This window comes from Nocardia sp. NPDC051787 (assembly GCF_040681325.1).
Lineage (GTDB): Bacteria > Actinomycetota > Actinomycetes > Mycobacteriales > Mycobacteriaceae > Nocardia.
In genome coordinates this window covers 56286-74677 of record NZ_JBFAYO010000012.1, presented here as the reverse complement: position 1 = coordinate 74677, position 18392 = coordinate 56286, and the positions used below count along the sequence as shown (strand labels likewise).

The following is an 18392-nucleotide window of genomic DNA, read 5'->3' as shown; positions in this document are numbered from 1 at the left end:
CAGCGCACCGCCCGTTTGGCGAAGTGTCGGCGAGTAGGTCGTGCACCCGCAGGGTCACCGCAGCGACCTGCTGCGCCAACGAAAAGGACGGCCGTGGCAAGATTCTCCTTGCCGAAGATGTCGCCGATACTGCCCAACATTCTGCAGCGCCCTTCGTAACGTCCGCAACAGGAAGAACCTGGTCTGCATTCGCATCGACATAAAACAAGCCGAGTTGCGCCGCGAAAACATCCCGATATCCGGGATATCACGCAACTCGCCGCTCGTTGAGCCGAGGCAGATATTCGATAGGGGCACCTCATCACGCCACTCGCCGATCACCGAATCCCGAGGGTCTGACATGAGCCATTCCGTGTGTGGGTCAATAATTCAACCCGCAGGTCCACCCCGCCAATAGCAGTACGAGCAGCACGGTGAGCGCGACCGGTCTGCCCCTCATCAGTTCATGAAGTCCTCTCGCCGAGCCACAAGGAAGCCGAGCTGCGGCGAATTCTCACACACGTCGCAAACCCCGCTGGAGACCATACGATATTCCATGTTCCAATGAATTATTGGGCCGCGTGCCCACCCTGGCAACGAACGTGCCACGTTTTTACGACCGTCTGATGTTATGCGTTCGGATCAGGCAGGCCAGTGTCTGCGCCAATCCTCGGTCGCGAGCGAAAGGCGTTGGCCCCGAGTCTTCTCCGCGGCATCCTCGGCCGCGCGGATGGCGGCGGCGAAGGTGAGCGTTGCTTTGCGGAGGCGTTCCTCGGCGCTGCCGGGGCCACCGAGACGGACCACGCGGAGGGCTTCGGGTATGAGGTCGGCGGGAAGACCCGCCTTGGTGGCGCGGGAGATGATCTTTTCGGCCAGCGCCAGGGCGGGTTGGGCCATGGCTATGCCGTCCAGGCACGAGCGGCGGGATTTTTCGGCGGATTTGCGTTCTTCCCAGGCGCGTTCCTGGGCGGCGATCTTCTCCGCTACCGAAGCGGCGGGATCGATCGCGGAGTCGGCGAGGTGCGGGCTGCGGTTGACCAGTTTGGCGACCAGGGCGGCGGCGACGTCGTCGACGGTGAATTCGCCTGCGGCCTGGGCGATCCGGGAATGGAAGAGGACCTGGAGCAGGAGGTCGCCGAGTTCTTCCTTGATCGTCTCGGCGTCGTCGTGCTGGATGGCGTCGAGCAGTTCGTAGGTCTCCTCGAGCAGGTACGGGCGCAGGGAGTCGTGGGTCTGGGTGACCTCCCAGCCGCCGAAATGCCAGAGGCGATCCATGACTTCGACGGCACCGGCCAGCCCTGCCGCGACCACCGCCGTGTCGGTGCGCGAAGTCAGCTCGCCTCCAGGCGCGGGACGATCCACACCGTTGGATGGCGCCCCGTGCCCGGATTCGCCGCGATCCGCCGAGCTCATCGGGGTGCCAGCTCGGCGGCCACAGTGAGGTCGACCGCGCCCTGCGCCTTTCCGTCCAAGGCCAGGAGCAGGTCCGCGACGAGCTGGAGCAGCACGACGTCGCGAACCCGTTCGGCGCCGACGCTGTCCTGCACGCGCGGCAGCGGCAGCTGCACCACCCCGGACGCGGCGCGGTACCCGGCGCTCGGGTAGAGCCGCTTGAGACGCAGCTGCTTGGAATCGGGCAGGTGCAGCGGCGAGATCTTCAACGTCGTCCCGGTGACCGCGATTTCGGTGACCTCGTATTCGCGGGCCAGCAGCCGCAGCTTGGCCACCGAGACCAGGCGCCCGACCTCCACCGGCAGCGGGCCGTAGCGGTCGACGAGCTCCTCCACGACCAGTGCCAAGGCCGGATCGTCCTGAGCCGAAGCCAGTTTGCGGTACGCCTCCAGGCGAAGCCGATCGCTGGCGATGTAGTCGGGCGGGATGTGCGCGTCGACGGGCAGGTCGATACGCACCTCCTTGACTTCCTCGGTGGTGATCGGCTTGCCGTCGGCGGCGGCGCGGTATGCCTCGACCGCCTCGCCAACCAGACGGACGTACAGATCGAAGCCGACGCCGGCGACATGGCCGGACTGTTCGGCGCCGAGCACGTTGCCCGCGCCGCGGATCTCCAGGTCCTTCATCGCGACCGCCATGCCGGCGCCCAAGTCGGAGTTCTGCGAGATGGTGGCCAGGCGGTCGTAGGCGGTCTCGGTGAGCGGCTTCTCCGGCGGGTACAGGAAGTACGCGTACCCGCGCTCCCGGCTGCGTCCGACCCGGCCGCGCAGCTGGTGCAGCTGCGAAAGTCCCAGCGCATCGGCGCGTTCCACGATCAACGTGTTGGCGTTGGAGATGTCCAGGCCGGTCTCGATGATCGTGGTGCACACCAGCACGTCGTATTCGCGCTGCCAGAAGCCCTGCACGGTGGACTCCAGCGCGTCCTCGTTCATCTGGCCGTGCGCGACGACCACTCGTGCCTCGGGCACCAGATCGCGGATCCGCTTGGCCGCCTTGTCGATCGACGACACCCGGTTGTGCACGTAGAACACCTGGCCGTCGCGCAGCAGCTCGCGGCGGATGGCCGCGGTGACCTGCTTGTCGTTGTAGCCGCCGACGTACGTCAGCACCGGGTGGCGCTCCTCCGGCGGCGTGAGGATGGTCGACATCTCGCGGATACCGGCCAGGCTCATCTCCAGCGTGCGCGGAATCGGAGTCGCCGACATGGTGAGCACGTCGACGTGGGTGCGCAACGCCTTGATGTGCTCCTTGTGCTCAACGCCGAACCGCTGCTCCTCGTCGACCACGACGAGGCCGAGATCCTTCCAGCGCACACCGGTCTGCAACAGCCGGTGCGTGCCCACCACGATGTCGACACTGCCGTCGGCCATACCCTCCAGCACGGCGCGGGCCTCGGCGGGATCGGTGAATCGGGACAGGCCCTTCACGGTGATCGGGAAGCCCGCCACCCGCTCGGAGAAGGTCTGCAAATGCTGCTGCGCGAGCAGCGTGGTCGGCACCAGCACGACGACCTGCTTACCGTCCTGCACGGCCTTGAACGCCGCGCGCACGGCGATCTCGGTCTTGCCGTAGCCGACGTCGCCGCAGACCACCCGGTCCATCGGGACCGCCTTCTCCATGTCCGCCTTCACCTCGGCGATGGCGGTCATCTGGTCGACGGTCTCGGTGAACGCGAACGCGTCCTCCATCTCCTGCTGCCACGGCGTGTCCGGCCCGAACGCGTGACCGGGCGCGGCCTGCCTGGCGGCGTACAGCTGCACGAGCTCGCCCGCGATCTCGCGAACGGCCTTGCGCGCCTTTCGTTTGGTGTTGGCCCAGTCCGAGCCGCCGAGCTTGGACAGGCTCGGCATCTCGCCGCCGACGTAGCGGGAGAGCTGGTCGAGTGATTCCATCGGCACGAACAACCGGTCACCGGGCTGGCCGCGCTTGCTCGGCGCGTACTCGATCACCAGGTACTCGCGGCGGGCGCCGCCGACCGTGCGCTCGATCATCTCGACGAACTTGCCGATGCCGTGCTGGTCGTGCACCACCATGTCGCCCGCGCTCAGCGCGAGCGGGTCGACCTGGTTGCGGCGCTTGGCGGGCATCCGCTTGCCCTCGGTTGGCGCGGTAACCCGGTTGCCGGTGAGGTCGGACTCCGCGACGACCACCAACCCGGCGTTCTCGAACACCAAGCCGTCGTGCAGCGAACCGCACAGCACGCCGACCACGCCTTCGTTCGGCTCGGCGCCCGTCTCCAGCGCGGCGGCGGGGACATCGGCGTCGGCCAGCCGTTCGAGAATGCGCTGCGCCGTACCGTGACCCGCGACGACCACAACCGCCTTGCCGCCGGTGGACACGTGTGCGCGCAACGAGGCGAAGAGGGTAGCCACCAGCTCGTCGGACCCGCGCGCGGCCGGGCCGGGCAGCACCGGGAGCACGACCTCGGACGAGTCGCCGGACGCGAGCGGGCTCAGCGTCCACCAGGACAGGCCCTCCCGGTCGGCGCTGGCATGGATCTCGGGCAGCGGGCGGTAGGCCGAGGCCGCCAGGTCGAGACCGTGCCCGCCGAGCGGGGCCGCACCGCCGAACGAGGCGGCCGTCCAGGATGCCTCCAGGAATTCCTCGCCGGTGCGCACCAGGTCGGCCGCGCGGGTGCGGATCTTCTCCGGGTCGCACAGCAGCACGTGCGTGCCCTCGGGCAGCACTTCGGTGAGCAGGCGAAGGTCGCCGGGTTGCAGCACCGGCAACAGCGCCTCCATGCCGTCCACCGGGATGCCCTGCGCCAGTTTCTCCAGCATCTCGACCAGCGCCGCGTCGGCCGCGTTGGCGACGGCCACCTCGGCGGCGCGCTCGCGCACGGCGTCGGTGAGCAGCAGTTCGCGGCACGGCGGCGCGACGACCACGTCCACCGTGACGTCCGGCAGGGAGCGCTGGTCGGCGACGGCGAACGACCGCAGTTCGGTGATCTCGTCGCCCCAGAACTCGACGCGCACCGGGTGGTCCGCGGTGGGCGGGAAGACGTCCAGGATGCCACCGCGCACCGCGAACTCACCGCGCTTGCCCACCATGTCGACCCGCGTGTAGGCGAATTCCACCAGCCGCGTGAGCAATTCGTCGAAGTCCAGCTCCACGCCGATGCCCAGCACGATCGGCTCGATATCGCCGAGCCCGCCCGCCATGGGCTGCATCAACGACCGCACGGTGGTCACCACCACCCGCAGCGGCGCGGGGAAATGCGGATCGTCCGGGTGCGCGATCCGGCGCAAGACCTCCAGTCTGCGCCCCACGGTGTCGGCGCCGGGCGAGAGCCGCTCGTGCGGCAGCGTCTCCCAGGACGGGAACTGTGCGACCGCCGGCCCGAGCATCTCCTCCAGCTCGACGGTCAGATCATCGGCCTCGCGCCCCGTCGCGGTGACCACTACCAGCGGTTTGCTCGCCGCGATGGTCGCGGCGACGAACGGCCGCACCGCCGACGGCGCCACCAACTCGACCGACGAGGTGCCGATCAGCTCCGCGACGGTCCGTAGCGAGGTATCGGCACCGGCCGCGGCGGCCAGTCCCGCCAACGGCGGGCGGTGGGTGGACATCGTCGACTCCTGAGCGCAGACGGGCGGTTCGAGCAGCCAACCGAGTCTAGTAAGCGTCTATGTCCGACTTGCAGCGCCTACGGCGCTAGGCGTTCGCGACCACTCCCGCTCGAGCCATAGGCGCGCCGCGGACTCGGCGGACCTACCCTCGGACGCCGTCGGCGAAGATCATCCGAGTGGCCGTCGCGTCCGCGACGAAGTCGCCAGCGGCGGTCGCTCGAATGCGAGCCACAAGGGGGCCGCGAACCCGCAGCCGCGCCGCCGCCGCCGAAGTCACGGCACGTAGCGCCGCAACCGCCTGGCCGCGAATTCCCTGAAATACGAAAGCTTTTCGGGTGGCACGAGGGCGGGCAGCAGGAAGTACCAAGCCCGCTCCATCCGCACCGCCATCTGATCGATCGATTCGGTGCCGACGGCGATGATGTGCACCCCGGCGGCCATCTCCTGCAAGAGCAGGCCGATGACCTCGGCATCCAGATCGGGGACCAGGTCGCCCTGGGCGATCGCCCGTTCGGCGAGCAGCCGGTAGGTGTCGCCCCAGGTCTTGGCGATGTTGTCGCCCTGAGCGCCCCGGTAGTCGCCGATCTGGTGGGTTAGCTTGAGCATGGCGCCGACCATCGGATCGTTCATCGATAGATCGGCGACGACGTAGGTGATCCCGATGCACGCTTCCAGCGCGGGCACCCGGGGATCGAAGAAGCCCTGACACGAGCTGATGAGTCTCTCGTTGCCCTGGTCGACCACGGCGCGGGCCAGCTCTTCCTTCGAGCCGAAGTGAAAGTACAAGGCGCCCTTGGTCACATTGGACTGCGCGATGATCTCGCTCAGGCTCGCATTCGCATATCCCAAGCGCAGAAAGACATCGGCAGCGCCTGCCAGGACGGAATCGCGGGTGATCTCCGCGCGCGCTTGCCTAGCCATCAGATCCGCCTGTCATCCCAAAACCAGCCATCCTGAAGTAGACCGACATCCCGAAGTTGACCGACTTACCGCCCGAACAGCACCCAAAGGATGGGTGAACCGTACCACCAGGAGCGCGCCCAGCAGCCAATTCGCGCATACGGCCAGACCTACCGCGCAATTCGCTGGTTAACAATCCGGGTCACTCCCCGGCCTCCGCACGCCATTCCGAGCTCAGTCGCGGATCCGCCTCCAGATGGCTCAGCCCGTTCCAGCACAGGTTCACCAGATGCGCCGCCACCACCTCTTTCGACGGTTGGCGTTCATCCAGCCACCAGGTCGCGGCGGTGGCGACCTGGCCGACGAGCGCCTGCGCGTACAGGGTGGACAGGCTGGCGTCGAGCCCGCGACGCTCGAAATCGTTCGCCAGGATGTGCGCCACCTGATTGGTCGCCTCGTTGAGCAAACTGGAGTACCGGCCTTCCGCTGCGGCGGCAGGCTGATCGCGCACCAGAATTCGAAACCCGTCGGTCCGTTCTTCGATGTAGGTCAGCAGCGCCAGCGCGACCTTTTCCAGCCGGATCCGGGATCGGTTCTGGGTGAGCGAGGACGTGATCATGTCCAGCAGCATCGACATCTCGCGATCGACGACGACCGCGTACAAACCCTCTTTGCCGCCGAAGTGTTCGTACACCACGGGTTTGGAGACCTGGGCACGTTGCGCGATCTCCTCGATCGAGGTCGCGTCATACCCGCGTTCGGCGAACAGCGCGCGACCGATCTCGATCAACTGCTGGCGCCGCTGGGTGCCGGTCATGCGCGGCCGGGGTACCCGATGCGGTTCACCCGAAGACACTGACACGGTTCCGCCTCTCCGGGCCTTCAGGCCGTACAAGTTGGGTGGCGCAGGAGTTTCGTTCAGGTCCTGCGTCGGGTGTCGGGAAGCTCCGACGAACGAGCCGATGTTCGTATGCAACTTTTCCAGACCGCTCGGCAACGCCCCCGATCGACCCTCGATCAGGGCTCCCACATCATTCGACCCACCCGGACACGAGTGACTCGCCGCGTGCGCCCAGATCGTCGAGCATCCGACAGGACCTGAGCGAACCTCCTGCGCCACCCGACTTGTACGGCCTGAAGACCGGAGAGGCGGGGGAGCCAGCGCGAACAATTCGCGGGGAGGCGGGAGAGTATGCGAGGATTCATCCCGTGCCGTGGCACAGCGGCGGGGGTTTACCGAACCGCCGGTGTGGCAATCCGCCGTGGTGTAATGGCAGCACATCTGATTTTGGTTCAGAGAGTTCAGGTTCGAGTCCTGGCGGCGGAGCTCGAGAGCACGAACGACTATCGTTGGCCCGCATATCGCTGACCAAGTACGACGACAGCCCAGCACGAGGACAGGCAGCCGAGGGAGATCCATGCCACAGCAGACCGCCGTCGTCGTTCTCGCAGCCGGTGCCGGAACGCGAATGCGGTCGAAGACCCCCAAGGTACTGCATCCGCTGGCCGGTCGGAGCATGCTCGCGCACGCGCTGCATGCGGCGAACGAGATCGACCCCGCATACCTCATCACCGTGGTGGGCCACGACCGTGAACAAGTCGGCGCGGCGGTGGCCGCGGTGGCCGACGATCTGGGCCGGGAGATCACCCCCGCCGTGCAGGAGCAGCAACTCGGCACCGGGCACGCGGTGCAGTGCGCACTGGCCGCCCTGCCGGTCGGCTTCACCGGCGACGTCCTGGTCACCTCCGCCGACGTGCCGTTGCTGGACGGGCACACGCTCGCCGCGCTGCTCGACGAGCACCGCAGCTACGCCGAGCGTCCCGCGGTCACGGTGCTGACCTTCGTGCCCGAGGACCCGAACGGTTACGGCCGGATCGTGCGCGACGCCGACGGCCAGCTGGCCGAGATCGTCGAGCACGCCGACGCCACCCCGGAGCAGACCGCGATCACCGAGGTCAACTCGGGCGTCTACGCGTTCGACGCCGCGGTGCTGCGCACCATGATCAGCAGGCTGTCCACCGCCAACGCCCAGCACGAGCTGTATCTGACCGACGTGCTGCGCCTGGCCCGCGAGGCCGGTCATCCGGTGCACGGCGCTCGCCTGGTGGACGCGGCCAAGGTCACCGGGGTGAACGACCGGGTGCAGCTGGCCGCGGCGGCGCGCACACTCAACCGGTACATCCTGGAGCGCCACATGCGTGCCGGTGTCACGATCATGGACCCCGCCTCCACTTGGGTGGACGCCGGGGTGCGGATCGGCAGGGACGCGGTGCTGCGCCCGGGCGTGCAGCTGCTCGGCAACACGGTCATCGGCGAGGACGCCGAGGTCGGCCCGGACAGCACGCTCACCGACGTCGTGGTCGGCGACGGCGCCAAGGTCGTCCGCACGCACGGTGACGGCGCGACCATCGGGCCGGACGCGACGATCGGCCCGTTCAGCTACTTGCGTCCCGGCACGGTGGTCGGCGACACGGGCAAGCTGGGCGCCTTCGTGGAGACGAAGAACGCCTCGATCGGCGCGCACTCCAAGGTGCCGCATCTGACCTACGTCGGCGACGCCACCATCGGCGAGCACAGCAACATCGGCGCGTCGAGCGTTTTCGTCAATTACGACGGGGTGAGCAAGCACCACACCGTGGTCGGCTCGCACGTGCGGACCGGCAGCGACACGATGTTCGTCGCGCCCGTGACCGTGGGTGACGGCGCCTATACGGCGGCGGGTACTGTACTGCGCAGAAACGTTCCGCCCGGGGCTCTCGCGGTGTCCGGTGGACCGCAGAAGAACATCGAGGGCTGGGTGCAGCGACACCGTCCAGGGACGGACGCGGCGCGCGCGGCGGCGGAAGCCATCGCGGCCAAAGAGATGTCGGGTCAGGCAATCGAGCAAAAGGATGGCAAGTAGCAGTGACCGCGTCATGGATCGACAACCAGAAGAACCTGATGCTCTTCTCGGGACGCGCTCATCCTGAGCTGGCCGAGCAGGTCGCCAAGGAACTCGACGTCCACGTCACGCCGCAGGTCGCGCGCGACTTCGCCAATGGCGAGATCTTCGTCCGGTTCGAGGAGTCGGTCCGCGGATCCGACGCCTTCGTCCTGCAGAGCTTCCCCGCGCCGCTGAACCAGTGGCTGATGGAGCAGCTCATCATGATCGACGCGCTCAAGCGCGGCTCGGCCAAGCGGATCACCGCGGTGCTGCCGTTCTACCCGTACGCCCGCCAGGACAAGAAGCACCGCGGCCGGGAGCCGATCTCGGCCCGGCTGGTCGCCGATCTGCTGAAGACCGCGGGCGCGGACCGGATCATCACCGTCGACCTGCACACCGACCAGATCCAGGGCTTCTTCGACGGCCCGGTCGACCACATGCACGCCCAGCTGCAGCTGGCGGAGTACATCCGGAACAACTACAGCCTCGAGCACATCACCGTGGTCTCCCCCGACTCCGGCCGCGTGCGCGTCGCCGAGAAGTGGGCCGACTCGCTGGGCGGCTCGCCGCTGGCGTTCATCCACAAGACCCGCGACCCGCTGGTGCCCAACCAGGTGAAGTCCAACCGCGTGGTCGGCGAGGTCGAGGGCCGTACCTGCATCCTGATCGACGACATGATCGACACCGGTGGCACCATCGCCGGCGCGGTCAACGTGCTGAAGGCGGCCGGGGCCGGCGACGTGGTGATCGCCGCGACCCATGGCGTGCTGAGCCCGCCCGCCGCCGAGCGCCTCGCCAGCTGCGGCGCCAAGGAGGTCGTGGTGACGAACACGCTGCCGATCAGCGAGGAGAAGAAATTCCCGCAGCTGACCGTGCTGTCCATTGCGCCCCTGCTGGCCCGCACCATTCGCGAGGTCTTCGAAAACGGTTCCGTCACTGGCCTTTTCAACGGCAACGCTTGACCGCCTCTCCGCGTATTCAGGCCGTACCAGTCGGTGACGCGGGATTTGCGTTCAGGTCCTGCGTCGGGTGCCGCGCGGCTTCTGGGCGTACCCGGCGAGTTACCCATGTTCGTACGAGATCAGCTGTTGCGTTGGAACTGTTGCGATTGTTTGTGTCCTGCAGCCGTTAGTTCCTTCGATCGGCGGGGATACTAAAGGTATGGACCGTGACCCGTTGGAAACCGAGATGGGGGACGACGATCAGGAGTACGAGATCCGCGAGTATCAGCGCAACATCGAGGATCCGCCCGAGGACCTGACCATCCGCTACCACGAGAACGACGACGACGGCAGGCTCGGCATCGGTGACGAGCTCGACCAGGAGTGGACGCAAAGCAACGGCCGCGCCGAGGAGGACGAGGCCGACGACCGATCCGCCGAGGTGGCCGCGATCGAGATCGTCAGCGACGAGGACCTCTGAGCCGTGCCGGTCCGGCGCGCCACACCGGGGCAATCGGGTATGACGACGAGTTCGCCGTGGTAGGCATAGGTGGCGTGACCGGGACGATACGAGGAGGGTGCGATGAGCACGCCGAAGGATCCGGAACCCACGGACGACGCGCCGCGGCCGTCGGCGTCGTCGAAGCCCACCGGGGACGCGACCGGCGGCGAATCCGCGCAGCCGCCGACCGGCGATACCTCGTCGGCACCCAGCGACGAATCCGCAGGAAGAGAGCCGAAGGCCGCCGAGCGGCACCCTGAAGGCGAGCCGGGGCCGGCCGGAACTCCGCCGCCTGGAGAATGGTGGCAGCCCACCGGCACGCCGCCCGCAGGCCCGTTGGGTGGGCAGTGGGGCGCGGAACCCAGCGGTCAGCCGGCCGAACCGCAGCCATGGGGCGCGGACGGCGAGACCGGTCGGCAATCGTGGGGCGCCGAACCCGCCTCGCCGGGCCAGCCGCCGGAAACCCCGTTGTCCGGCTCCGCGCCGCAACCCCCGGCCGACGAATCGACGAAGCGGTTCACGCCGGATGATCACGCGCGGTACGGGCCGGGCGGTGGAACGCAGTACCCGCCCGGCGGCCAGCCGCCGTACCCCTCGCGCGAGCAGCCGCCGTACCCCTGGGGCGGGCAGCCACAATATCCCTCAGACGAGCAACCGCCGTACCCTCCGGCGGGGCAGCCGTCCAGCGACGCTCAGCAGCCGTACCCGCCGGGCGGTCCATCCCAGTACCCGGCGGGCGGAGCGTACAACTATCCGCCTGGAGGACCGCAGCCGCCGCAATACGGCTATCCGTCCTACCCGCAGCAGGGGTACGAACCCTATGCCACCCCGCCCCGGCAGACTGGTAGCCAGGTGTACTCGATCATCGGATTCGTCTGCGCGGTGACGGCGGTGCTGTTCTGCCCGATCCTGTTCGGCCCGGCCGGGATCGTGCTCGGCGTGATCGGGCACAACAAGGGCGAATCGCTCGGTAAATGGGCCGCGATCGCGTCGGGCGTCGGGATGGTGATCGGCTTCATCGTCGGGTTCGTCGTGTTCGGCGGAGACCTGACCACGTAGATTTTCCGGTATGCGTCGATTCGGTGTGGACCCGCTGGGTTTCTACGAAGACCGTCCAGCCGCGGTAGAGCCACGATCATGACCGGATTCGCGGGCTTCCCGCTGGCCGGATTGGACTTCTACGAGGACCTCGAGGCCGACAACTCCAAGGCCTTCTGGACGGCGAACAAGGAGATCTACGACCGCGCGGTGAAGCAGCCGATGACCGCGCTGGCCGCCGAACTCGAACCGGCGTTCGGGTCGGCCAAGATCTTCCGGCCCTATCGGGACGTGCGGTTCGCCAAGGACAAGTCGCCGTACAAGACCGCGCAGGGCGCCGTGGTGCGCGCCGCGCCGGGTGTCGGTTGGTACGTCCAGATCAACGCCGGTGGCTTGTTCGTCGGCGGCGGCTTCTACCAGGGTTCGCCCGCCCAGCTCGCGCAGTTGCGCGCCACCATCGATGACGACGTGCGCGGACCCGAGCTGGTTGCGATTCTCGCGCAACTGGCCGCGGCGGGCTTCACCATCGGCGGCGAGCAGCTGAAGACCAAGCCGAAGGGCTACGACGCCGACCACCCGCGCATCGATCTGCTCCGGCACAAATCCCTCACCTGCGGAAAGGAATTCGGAGCGCCCGCCTGGCTGGAGACGCCGCGTGCGGCGAAGGAGGTTCGCTCCGCCTGGGAGACGATGCGACCGCTGATCGAGTGGCTGGCGGCGGTGGTCGGCGGCGCGCCGTCGTAGTGCGGGCCGCCGACCACCGCGGCGTTCGAGCGCGCCGCCCCGCCCAGGGGTCAGCGGCGTTCGGCCAGCACCAGTGCGAACCGCTCGTCCGGATCGGTCCACACGTTCCGCGTGGCGAAGCCGGCGGCGGCGAGTTCACCGTCGAGGCGCTCGACCCGGAACTTCGCCGAGATCTCGGTCCGCAGCTGCTCGCCGCGGGCGAACCCGACGGTGAGGTCGAGGTCGGCGACCGTGACGGTCATGTCCTCGCTCGCCTCCAGCCGCATCTCGATCCACTCCCGCTCCGGGTCCCATACCGCGACGTGCCGGAATTTCTCCGGCGCGAAGTCGGCGCGCAAGCGGGCGTTCAGCACATGCAACACGTTCCGGTTGAACTCGGCGGTGACGCCCGCCGCGTCGTCGTAGGCGGGCACCAGCACCGCCGGGTCGATGACCAGCCCGGCGCCGAGCAGCACATGTTCGCCGAGGTCGAGTACATCGTGGATCCTGCCCAGGAACTCGGCACGTTCCTCGGGGACCAGATTGCCGATGGTGCCGCCGAGGAAGGCGATCATCCGGCGGCCACCGCGCGGCAGGTTCTGCAGCGTGTCGGTGAAATCGCTGACCACGCCGTGCACGGCGAGCCCGGGGAACTCGGCGGCGACCTCGTCCGCCGTGGCGCGCAGCGCCGCCGAGGAAACATCCTGCGGCACATACGTCTTCAGCGGCCCTTGCGCGCTCAGCGCGGTGAGCAGCAACCGGGTCTTAGCCGCCGAACCCGCGCCGAGCTCGACGAGCACCTCGGCCTGCGCGGCACGGGCGATCTCATCGACCACTCGCTCCAGTAGCGCGCGCTCGGTGCGGGTCGGGTAGTACTCGGGCAGCTCGGTGATCCGCTCGAACAGCTCGCTGCCCCTGGCGTCGTAGAACCATTTGGGCGGCAGCCATTTGGGGTCCGCGGTCAGTCCCAACCGGGCGTCCGCGCGCAACGCCGCGGTCAGGTCGTCGTCGGTGAGGTGGATGTCCAGGGTCGCTGCGGTCATGGCAGAGGCCTTTCGGGTCAGAGGAGGGCGTCGACGGACAGCGCACCGGGCCTCGCCGTCACCAGGCTGCGGTCCGGGATCGACTGCCAGCGAGGGTCGTCGTCGAAGGGTTCGGAGGACAGGATCGCGAAGTCGTCGGTGACCAGCGCCGACAACGAGTGGTGGCAGGTGGTGGCCCACAGCTGCGCACCGTCGGAGAGCAGGAAGTTCAGGCGTGCCTCTGGTGCTCGGTCGAGAATCGCGGAAACGAGCAGCCGCAACGCCGCCGGGGCGGCGGACCACTCGCCGTCCGGCGAGCTGGTGGCCAGCAGATCGCACAGCAGTACCCACAGCGTCGCGGTATCGGTGGCGGACTCCGCCTCCAGCAGCCGCGCCGCGGTGAACAGTTCCTCGGCGCCGAGTTCGGCCGCGATGAGTGCGAACTCGGCGGCCACCGCGGTCAGGGTCCGGCGCCAGTCCGGAACCACGCCGTTGTGGCTGAAGGCCCAGCGGTCTCGGGTGAACGGCGCGCATGCGGAGCGCTCCACCGGCATGCCGACCGTCGCCGACCGCACCGCGCCGAGCATCGCGGAGGATTCCAGCTGCGGCAGCACTTCCTCCACCGCGGGATCGGTCCAGATCGGTGCGGCGTTGCGGTACCGGCTGACGGTGACCACGTCCTGCACGGTGTGCCACCAGGCGACGCCGAAGCCGTCGGCGTTGATGGTGCCGCCGCGGCGCATGTCCCGCGGAGCCCACGACTGGGTGCGCAGCGAATGCGATCCGAGCGTCAGCATGTCGCCGACGCGCACCGGCGGGCCGATATAGCCCAGATGTCTACACATCGGCACCAGCCGAAGCGATCAATCGGGGGTGCCTGTCGTTCACCGGTTCGCGCGGGCAGCCGGACCACAACGCACCAGGGCGAGCGTGGTGGTTCACTCGCCTTCTCCCGGTCGCAGATCACGTGCCAAGCGGAAACCGGCGAAGATCTGGCGACGAATGGGATGGTCCCAATTACGGAAGGTGCCGCGGCAGGCGACCGGATCGGTACCGAAAGAACCGCCGCGCAGCACGCGGTAGTCGCCGCCGAAGAACACCTCGGAGTACTCCCGGTACGGGAACGCACGGAAGCCGGGATATGCCTCGAAGCCGGACGCGGTCCATTCCCACACGTCACCGATCAGCTGGTGCACGCCCGCGGGAGACGCACCGGCCGGATACGCACCGACCTCGGCGGGTTCCAGATGACGCTGCCCCAGGTTCGCGGTGGTGACGTCGGGATCGGCGTCGCCCCAAGGGAATCGGCGCGACGCACCGGTCGCCAGGTCGAACCTGGCCGCCTTCTCCCATTCGGCTTCGGTGGGCAGCCGCTTGCCCGCCCAGTTCGCATAGGCCTCGGCCTCGAACCAGCACACGTGCACGACGGGCCGGCGCGGCCGCAGCGGGGTCATCACCCCGAACACCCGCCGCCACCAGCGTCCGGACGGGTCGCGCTCCCAGAACTGCGGCGCGACCAACCCCGCCTCGATCCGGTGCGCCCAGCCGCGCTCGGACCAGAGTTCGGGGCGCTCGTAGCCGCCGTCGTCGACGAAGGCGAGGTACTGCTCGTTGGTCACCGGCGCGGCATCGATCGCGAAGCCGGGCACCGACACCTGATGGGCCGGGCGCTCGTTGTCCAGCGCCCAAGCGTCTGTCGAGGTGCCCATGGTGAACTCGCCCGCGGGGATGACGATGTCCCCGCTGACGGCCGCCGAAGCGGTCGGCGCGACCGCCGCGGAGAGCACGGCGGCTCCGGCGCGCAACTGGTGGGTGGCGAGCATGGTTTCGCCGTGCTGCTGCTCATGCTGGGCGATCATGCCGAACGCGAAACCGCCGTCGACCAGTGGCCTGCCCCGTAAGTCACTCCGCTCCAGGACATCCCACACCTTGTCGCGCACCGTGCCGACGTAGCCGCGAGCCTGCGTGGGGTCGAGCAGCGGCAACGCGGGGCGGTTGGCGCGGGCGTGTTTGAAGGCGTCGTAGAACTCGTCGATGTCGGCGCGTACCGGCTCGCGGCCACCGACGTCGCGAACGAGCCAGAGTTCTTCCTGATTGCCGATGTGCGCGAGATCCCAGACGAGAGGGCTCATCAAGCGTGAATGCTGGGCCACCAGTTCGGCTTCGTCGACACAGTCGGTGAGGGTGAGGGTGCGCTGCCGTGCGCGCGTGAGGACGTCGGCGATCCGGTCACGGAGCTGTTCGGTGCCGGAATGATCGGTCGGGGCTGGGTGGGAAGTGGTCACGGGAAGCATCTCCGGGATTCGTGCTGAATTGCGTCGTCGCGGCCGCGGGACTCGCTGCGGCCGCGGGTGATTCGGCCCTTGCTGTGTGTCCTCACGGGACGGCTCTCACGGGCGAAGGGCATGCCGCCGCCGGAGGTTCCGCGCCCACACCCTGCTCGGTGTCGTCCCTGGTGTGACCGTGTCGGCCCATGTGGACCTGCTCGAACGGTCCGCGGTCGACAATGCGCGAGAGGTGCGTCGTCACGGGGCGCCTTCCGGAGGCTGTGCGCCGGCACCGTTCTCGGCGTCTTCCTCGGTCGGAGTGCGACCGCGACGACATCGCTCGGCGGCGGACTCGATGGCTTGGGCCGCCTGCTCGGTCGCGGCGTGCTCGGCCGCGAGCCGCAGCAGCGCCACCGCGGCCGTCCGGATGTCCGGGTCGGCCAATCCGGAGCGGGCGGCGTCGACCCAGCGATCGGCGAGCGGCGCGGCGATCGCTGTCGCCTCCGCGACCACCACCGGGATGGACAGGAGCGCGTCGATGACGTGCACCGGGATGGTCCACCCGTCGCCCGGCTGGGCGTCGATGTAGCGGACCTCCAGGTGGCCCGAAGCGCGCACCGGCGGGAACAGCGTGGTCAGGTGATAGTCCAGGTCGCGGATATGCGGGCGGCGGCCGACTTCGTCGTCCAGCGCGCCCGCCAGCCAGTCGGCGAAGGTCGCGCCGGGCGGCGCGGACCATCCGCGCTGGTCGCCGTTACCGGGCACGTCGGCGTCGTCGGGCCGGCGCACACACAGCAGCGGTACGTCCAGCGCCCATTTGCCGTACGCGGCCACCGGGTCGGTCCAGTCCAGCACCGGTGGGCGGGTTCGGGCATTGTCCAGGCGGAGCCAGGCCCGCATGCGCTGGGATGCCCATGCTCCCGGCGGCGCGCCGCGCAGGGCGGGCGAACAGGCGAAGGCGGCGAGCAGGGCGGGACCGATCGCGTACAGCGCGGTCCAGCGCACGGTGACCTCCGCGCAGTCGGCGCCTGCGTCGACGCTGACCTGGGTGGCGGCGGTATTGCACATCATCAGCTTGCCGAACGGTCCGATGCCGCCGAAGGATCGCTCCATCGCGCGGTAGCGCGGCAGCTGGAGCAGGCGTTTGGGACGGCGGTCCGCGTCGGCGGCGACCGAAACGGGGCGGATGGACCGGGATTGGAGAAGTTCCCGCAACATGCGGGCGTCCTCGCGCAGCCGGTCGCACAGCTGCGCGGCGGTGCCGTAGGGGGCACTGGAGAGTTCGATCTGACCACCGGGCTCGAGCGTGACCCGGCTGCCCCCCGGCAGAGCGAGCGCCGGTGAATCAGGGGCGATGGACCGTGGTGCGTAGGGTCCGAGTGCATCCGCAAGGGCTGTCAGCTGCGGACGCGGAGCGGCCGAAGGGCCGGACGCCGAACACTCACCCTGCACCGTGAGCCATTCGAGTTCGGCGCCGATCAGGGTGGGTGGTCCCAGCTTGAAGCAGACGCCGCCGATATACGCCTCGGCCGCCGCGCGCGAGGACAATTCCCCCTGCTCGGGGGCACTACTGGCTGCTTGGGGACTCTCTAGCGTGACCGCCATGCCAACCTCCACTGGGCGTCCCGGGTGTACTGCGCTGCTCTTCGGTTATCGCCGCGCGCCTGAAGGCTTATTCCACTCCGGGGCCGACTTTCGCACGCGACGATCCATCCAGCGTAGCCACGACGACCGACAAGAAACCGACATGAAGCCGAACATTCCACCCATTAAGGTCGGCTGCATGCTGGATGACGATCGTGTACGAGCCGACACTCCCGGATGCCCGTCCGGGCCCGGACCGGGCCCCGTTTTCCTCGACAGCGCCGGGTCGTCGCTACCGCCGCGGGTCGTCACCGAGACCGTCATCGCGCATCTGCGGCGCGAAGCCGAGGTCGGCGGCTACCGCGCCGCGAACGAGCGGCTCGACGACCTCGCCGACGTCAAGACGGCGATCGGCGCACTGATCAACGCCGATCCCGCGAGCATCGCGCTCAGCGACAGCGCCACCCGCTCGTGGACGGATTTCTTCTACTCGGTCCCGCTTTCCCCCGGCGATCGCATCCTGGTCTCCGAGGCCGACTACGCCAGCAACGCCATCGCCGCGCTACAGCGCGCTCGTGCCACCGGGGCAACCGTCGAGAAAATCCCCAGCGACAGCAGCGGACAGATCGATCTCGACGCGCTGGCCGCGCTGGCCGACGAACGGGTCAAGCTGGTCTCGGTGCTGCACGTGCCCACCAACGGCGGCCTGGTGAACCCGGCCGCCGAGGCCACCCGGATCGCGCACTCGGTCGGCGCGCTGGTGCTGCTGGACGCCTGTCAGTCCGCTGGACAGCTGCCCTTGGATGTGGCCGAACTCGGCGTCGACGCACTGTCGGCCACCGGCCGCAAGTGGCTGCGCGGCCCGCGCGGCACCGGATTCCTGTATCTGCGACCAGAACTCGCGCGTTCCATGGAACCCGAGCGGCTCGACCTGCACAGCGCCGAATGGACCGGCCCGAGCGACTACCGGCTCGCGCCCGACGCCAGCCGCTTCGAGTTCTGGGAATGCGACGTCGCGGGGCGGCTCGGTCTGGGCGCCGCCGTGCGGTACCTGCTCGACCTCGGTCCGGAGGACGTCTACGCCGCGATCGCCGCCCGCGCCGAACACCTGCGCAAAGCCCTGCCCGAGATTCCCGGCGTGACGGTGCGCGACCTGGGCATCCGGCACAGCGGCATCGTGTCGTTCACCGTCGACGGCGTCGACCCCGTGCAGGTGCGCGACCGGCTGCTGGCGCAGGACATCACGGTCACGGTCAGCCACGCCGGCTCGACCCTGCTGGACATGACCGGCCGCGGCCTCCCGTCGGTCGTGCGCGCCTCGCCGCACTGCTTCGTCGGCTTCGACGAACTCGACCGATTCGTCGCCGCGGTGGCTGCGCTGTAGCCCGACCTCGCAACCCTGTCCTGACCTGGCCGCCCAGAAAGGGGGTTAACGTCGCGCCGCCATGGCGGGATAGTTGGGGGAGGCCGGTTGCCGGCCGATTGTTGGCG

The 18392-nt window shown here is 68.8% G+C and carries 14 protein-coding genes and 1 tRNA gene; 7 read left to right on the top strand and 8 right to left on the bottom strand.

What is annotated here, in order from left to right; translation table 11 throughout:
• Positions 1–621 precede the first annotated feature (621 nt).
• From AB0M45_RS15175 to AB0M45_RS15160, 4 genes are all read right to left on the bottom strand, one after another.
• Positions 622–1254: a MazG family protein gene (locus tag AB0M45_RS15175; protein ID WP_364328496.1), complete on the bottom strand. Its 633-nt coding sequence runs from the start codon at positions 1252–1254 to the stop codon at positions 622–624.
• A 134-nt stretch (positions 1255–1388) separates the two neighbouring features.
• Positions 1389–5000: a transcription-repair coupling factor gene (gene mfd / locus AB0M45_RS15170; protein WP_364328192.1), complete on the bottom strand. Its 3612-nt coding sequence runs from the start codon at positions 4998–5000 to the stop codon at positions 1389–1391.
• 273 nt (positions 5001–5273) lie between these two features.
• Positions 5274–5921: a TetR/AcrR family transcriptional regulator gene (locus tag AB0M45_RS15165; protein WP_364328189.1), complete on the bottom strand. Its 648-nt coding sequence runs from the start codon at positions 5919–5921 to the stop codon at positions 5274–5276.
• 181 nt (positions 5922–6102) lie between these two features.
• Positions 6103–6717 carry a TetR/AcrR family transcriptional regulator gene (locus AB0M45_RS15160; protein ID WP_364328186.1) on the bottom strand — a complete coding sequence of 205 codons (615 nt, stop codon included), beginning with the start codon at positions 6715–6717 and terminating at the stop codon, positions 6103–6105.
• A gap of 439 nt (positions 6718–7156) precedes the next feature.
• On the opposite strand from AB0M45_RS15160, the gene AB0M45_RS15155 reads away from it, so the two are divergent.
• The 6 genes from AB0M45_RS15155 to AB0M45_RS15130 all read left to right on the top strand — a co-directional run bounded on the left by AB0M45_RS15155 (position 7157) and on the right by AB0M45_RS15130 (position 12049).
• Positions 7157–7227 (top strand) — tRNA-Gln (locus AB0M45_RS15155).
• Positions 7228–7318: 91 nt separating this feature from the next.
• Entirely contained in the window at positions 7319–8803 is a 1485-nt protein-coding gene (gene glmU / locus AB0M45_RS15150) for a bifunctional UDP-N-acetylglucosamine diphosphorylase/glucosamine-1-phosphate N-acetyltransferase GlmU (RefSeq protein ID WP_364328183.1), read from the top strand.
• A gap of 2 nt (positions 8804–8805) precedes the next feature.
• Positions 8806–9786, top strand: coding sequence for a ribose-phosphate diphosphokinase (locus AB0M45_RS15145; protein ID WP_364328180.1), 981 nt, complete (start codon positions 8806–8808; stop codon positions 9784–9786).
• 199 nt (positions 9787–9985) lie between these two features.
• A complete protein-coding gene (locus AB0M45_RS15140; RefSeq protein ID WP_364328177.1) occupies positions 9986–10246 on the top strand; it encodes a hypothetical protein in 261 nt (86 codons plus the stop codon).
• Between the two features lie 102 nt (positions 10247–10348).
• On the top strand, positions 10349–11326 hold the full coding sequence (locus AB0M45_RS15135) for a hypothetical protein (protein ID WP_364328175.1): 978 nt from the start codon (positions 10349–10351) through the stop codon (positions 11324–11326).
• A gap of 78 nt (positions 11327–11404) precedes the next feature.
• Positions 11405–12049 carry a DUF2461 domain-containing protein gene (locus AB0M45_RS15130; RefSeq protein ID WP_364328172.1) on the top strand — a complete coding sequence of 215 codons (645 nt, stop codon included), beginning with the start codon at positions 11405–11407 and terminating at the stop codon, positions 12047–12049.
• 50 nt (positions 12050–12099) lie between these two features.
• On the opposite strand, the gene egtD is transcribed toward AB0M45_RS15130, so the two are convergent.
• From egtD to egtA, 4 genes are all read right to left on the bottom strand, one after another.
• A complete protein-coding gene (gene egtD / locus AB0M45_RS15125; protein WP_364328169.1) occupies positions 12100–13071 on the bottom strand; it encodes an L-histidine N(alpha)-methyltransferase in 972 nt (323 codons plus the stop codon).
• A gap of 17 nt (positions 13072–13088) precedes the next feature.
• Positions 13089–13895, bottom strand: a complete 807-nt coding sequence (gene egtC, locus AB0M45_RS15120; RefSeq protein WP_364328166.1) for an ergothioneine biosynthesis protein EgtC — start codon at positions 13893–13895, stop codon at positions 13089–13091.
• 93 nt (positions 13896–13988) lie between these two features.
• A complete protein-coding gene (gene egtB / locus AB0M45_RS15115; RefSeq protein WP_364328163.1) occupies positions 13989–15335 on the bottom strand; it encodes an ergothioneine biosynthesis protein EgtB in 1347 nt (448 codons plus the stop codon).
• A 240-nt stretch (positions 15336–15575) separates the two neighbouring features.
• Positions 15576–16922 (bottom strand): ergothioneine biosynthesis glutamate--cysteine ligase EgtA, encoded by a 1347-nt coding sequence (gene egtA, locus AB0M45_RS15110; RefSeq protein WP_364328160.1) that lies wholly within the window; start codon positions 16920–16922, stop codon positions 15576–15578.
• 178 nt (positions 16923–17100) lie between these two features.
• Between egtA and AB0M45_RS15105 the strand changes: the two genes are divergently transcribed.
• Positions 17101–18285, top strand: coding sequence for an aminotransferase class V-fold PLP-dependent enzyme (locus tag AB0M45_RS15105; protein ID WP_364328157.1), 1185 nt, complete (start codon positions 17101–17103; stop codon positions 18283–18285).
• Positions 18286–18392: the final 107 nt, after the last annotated feature.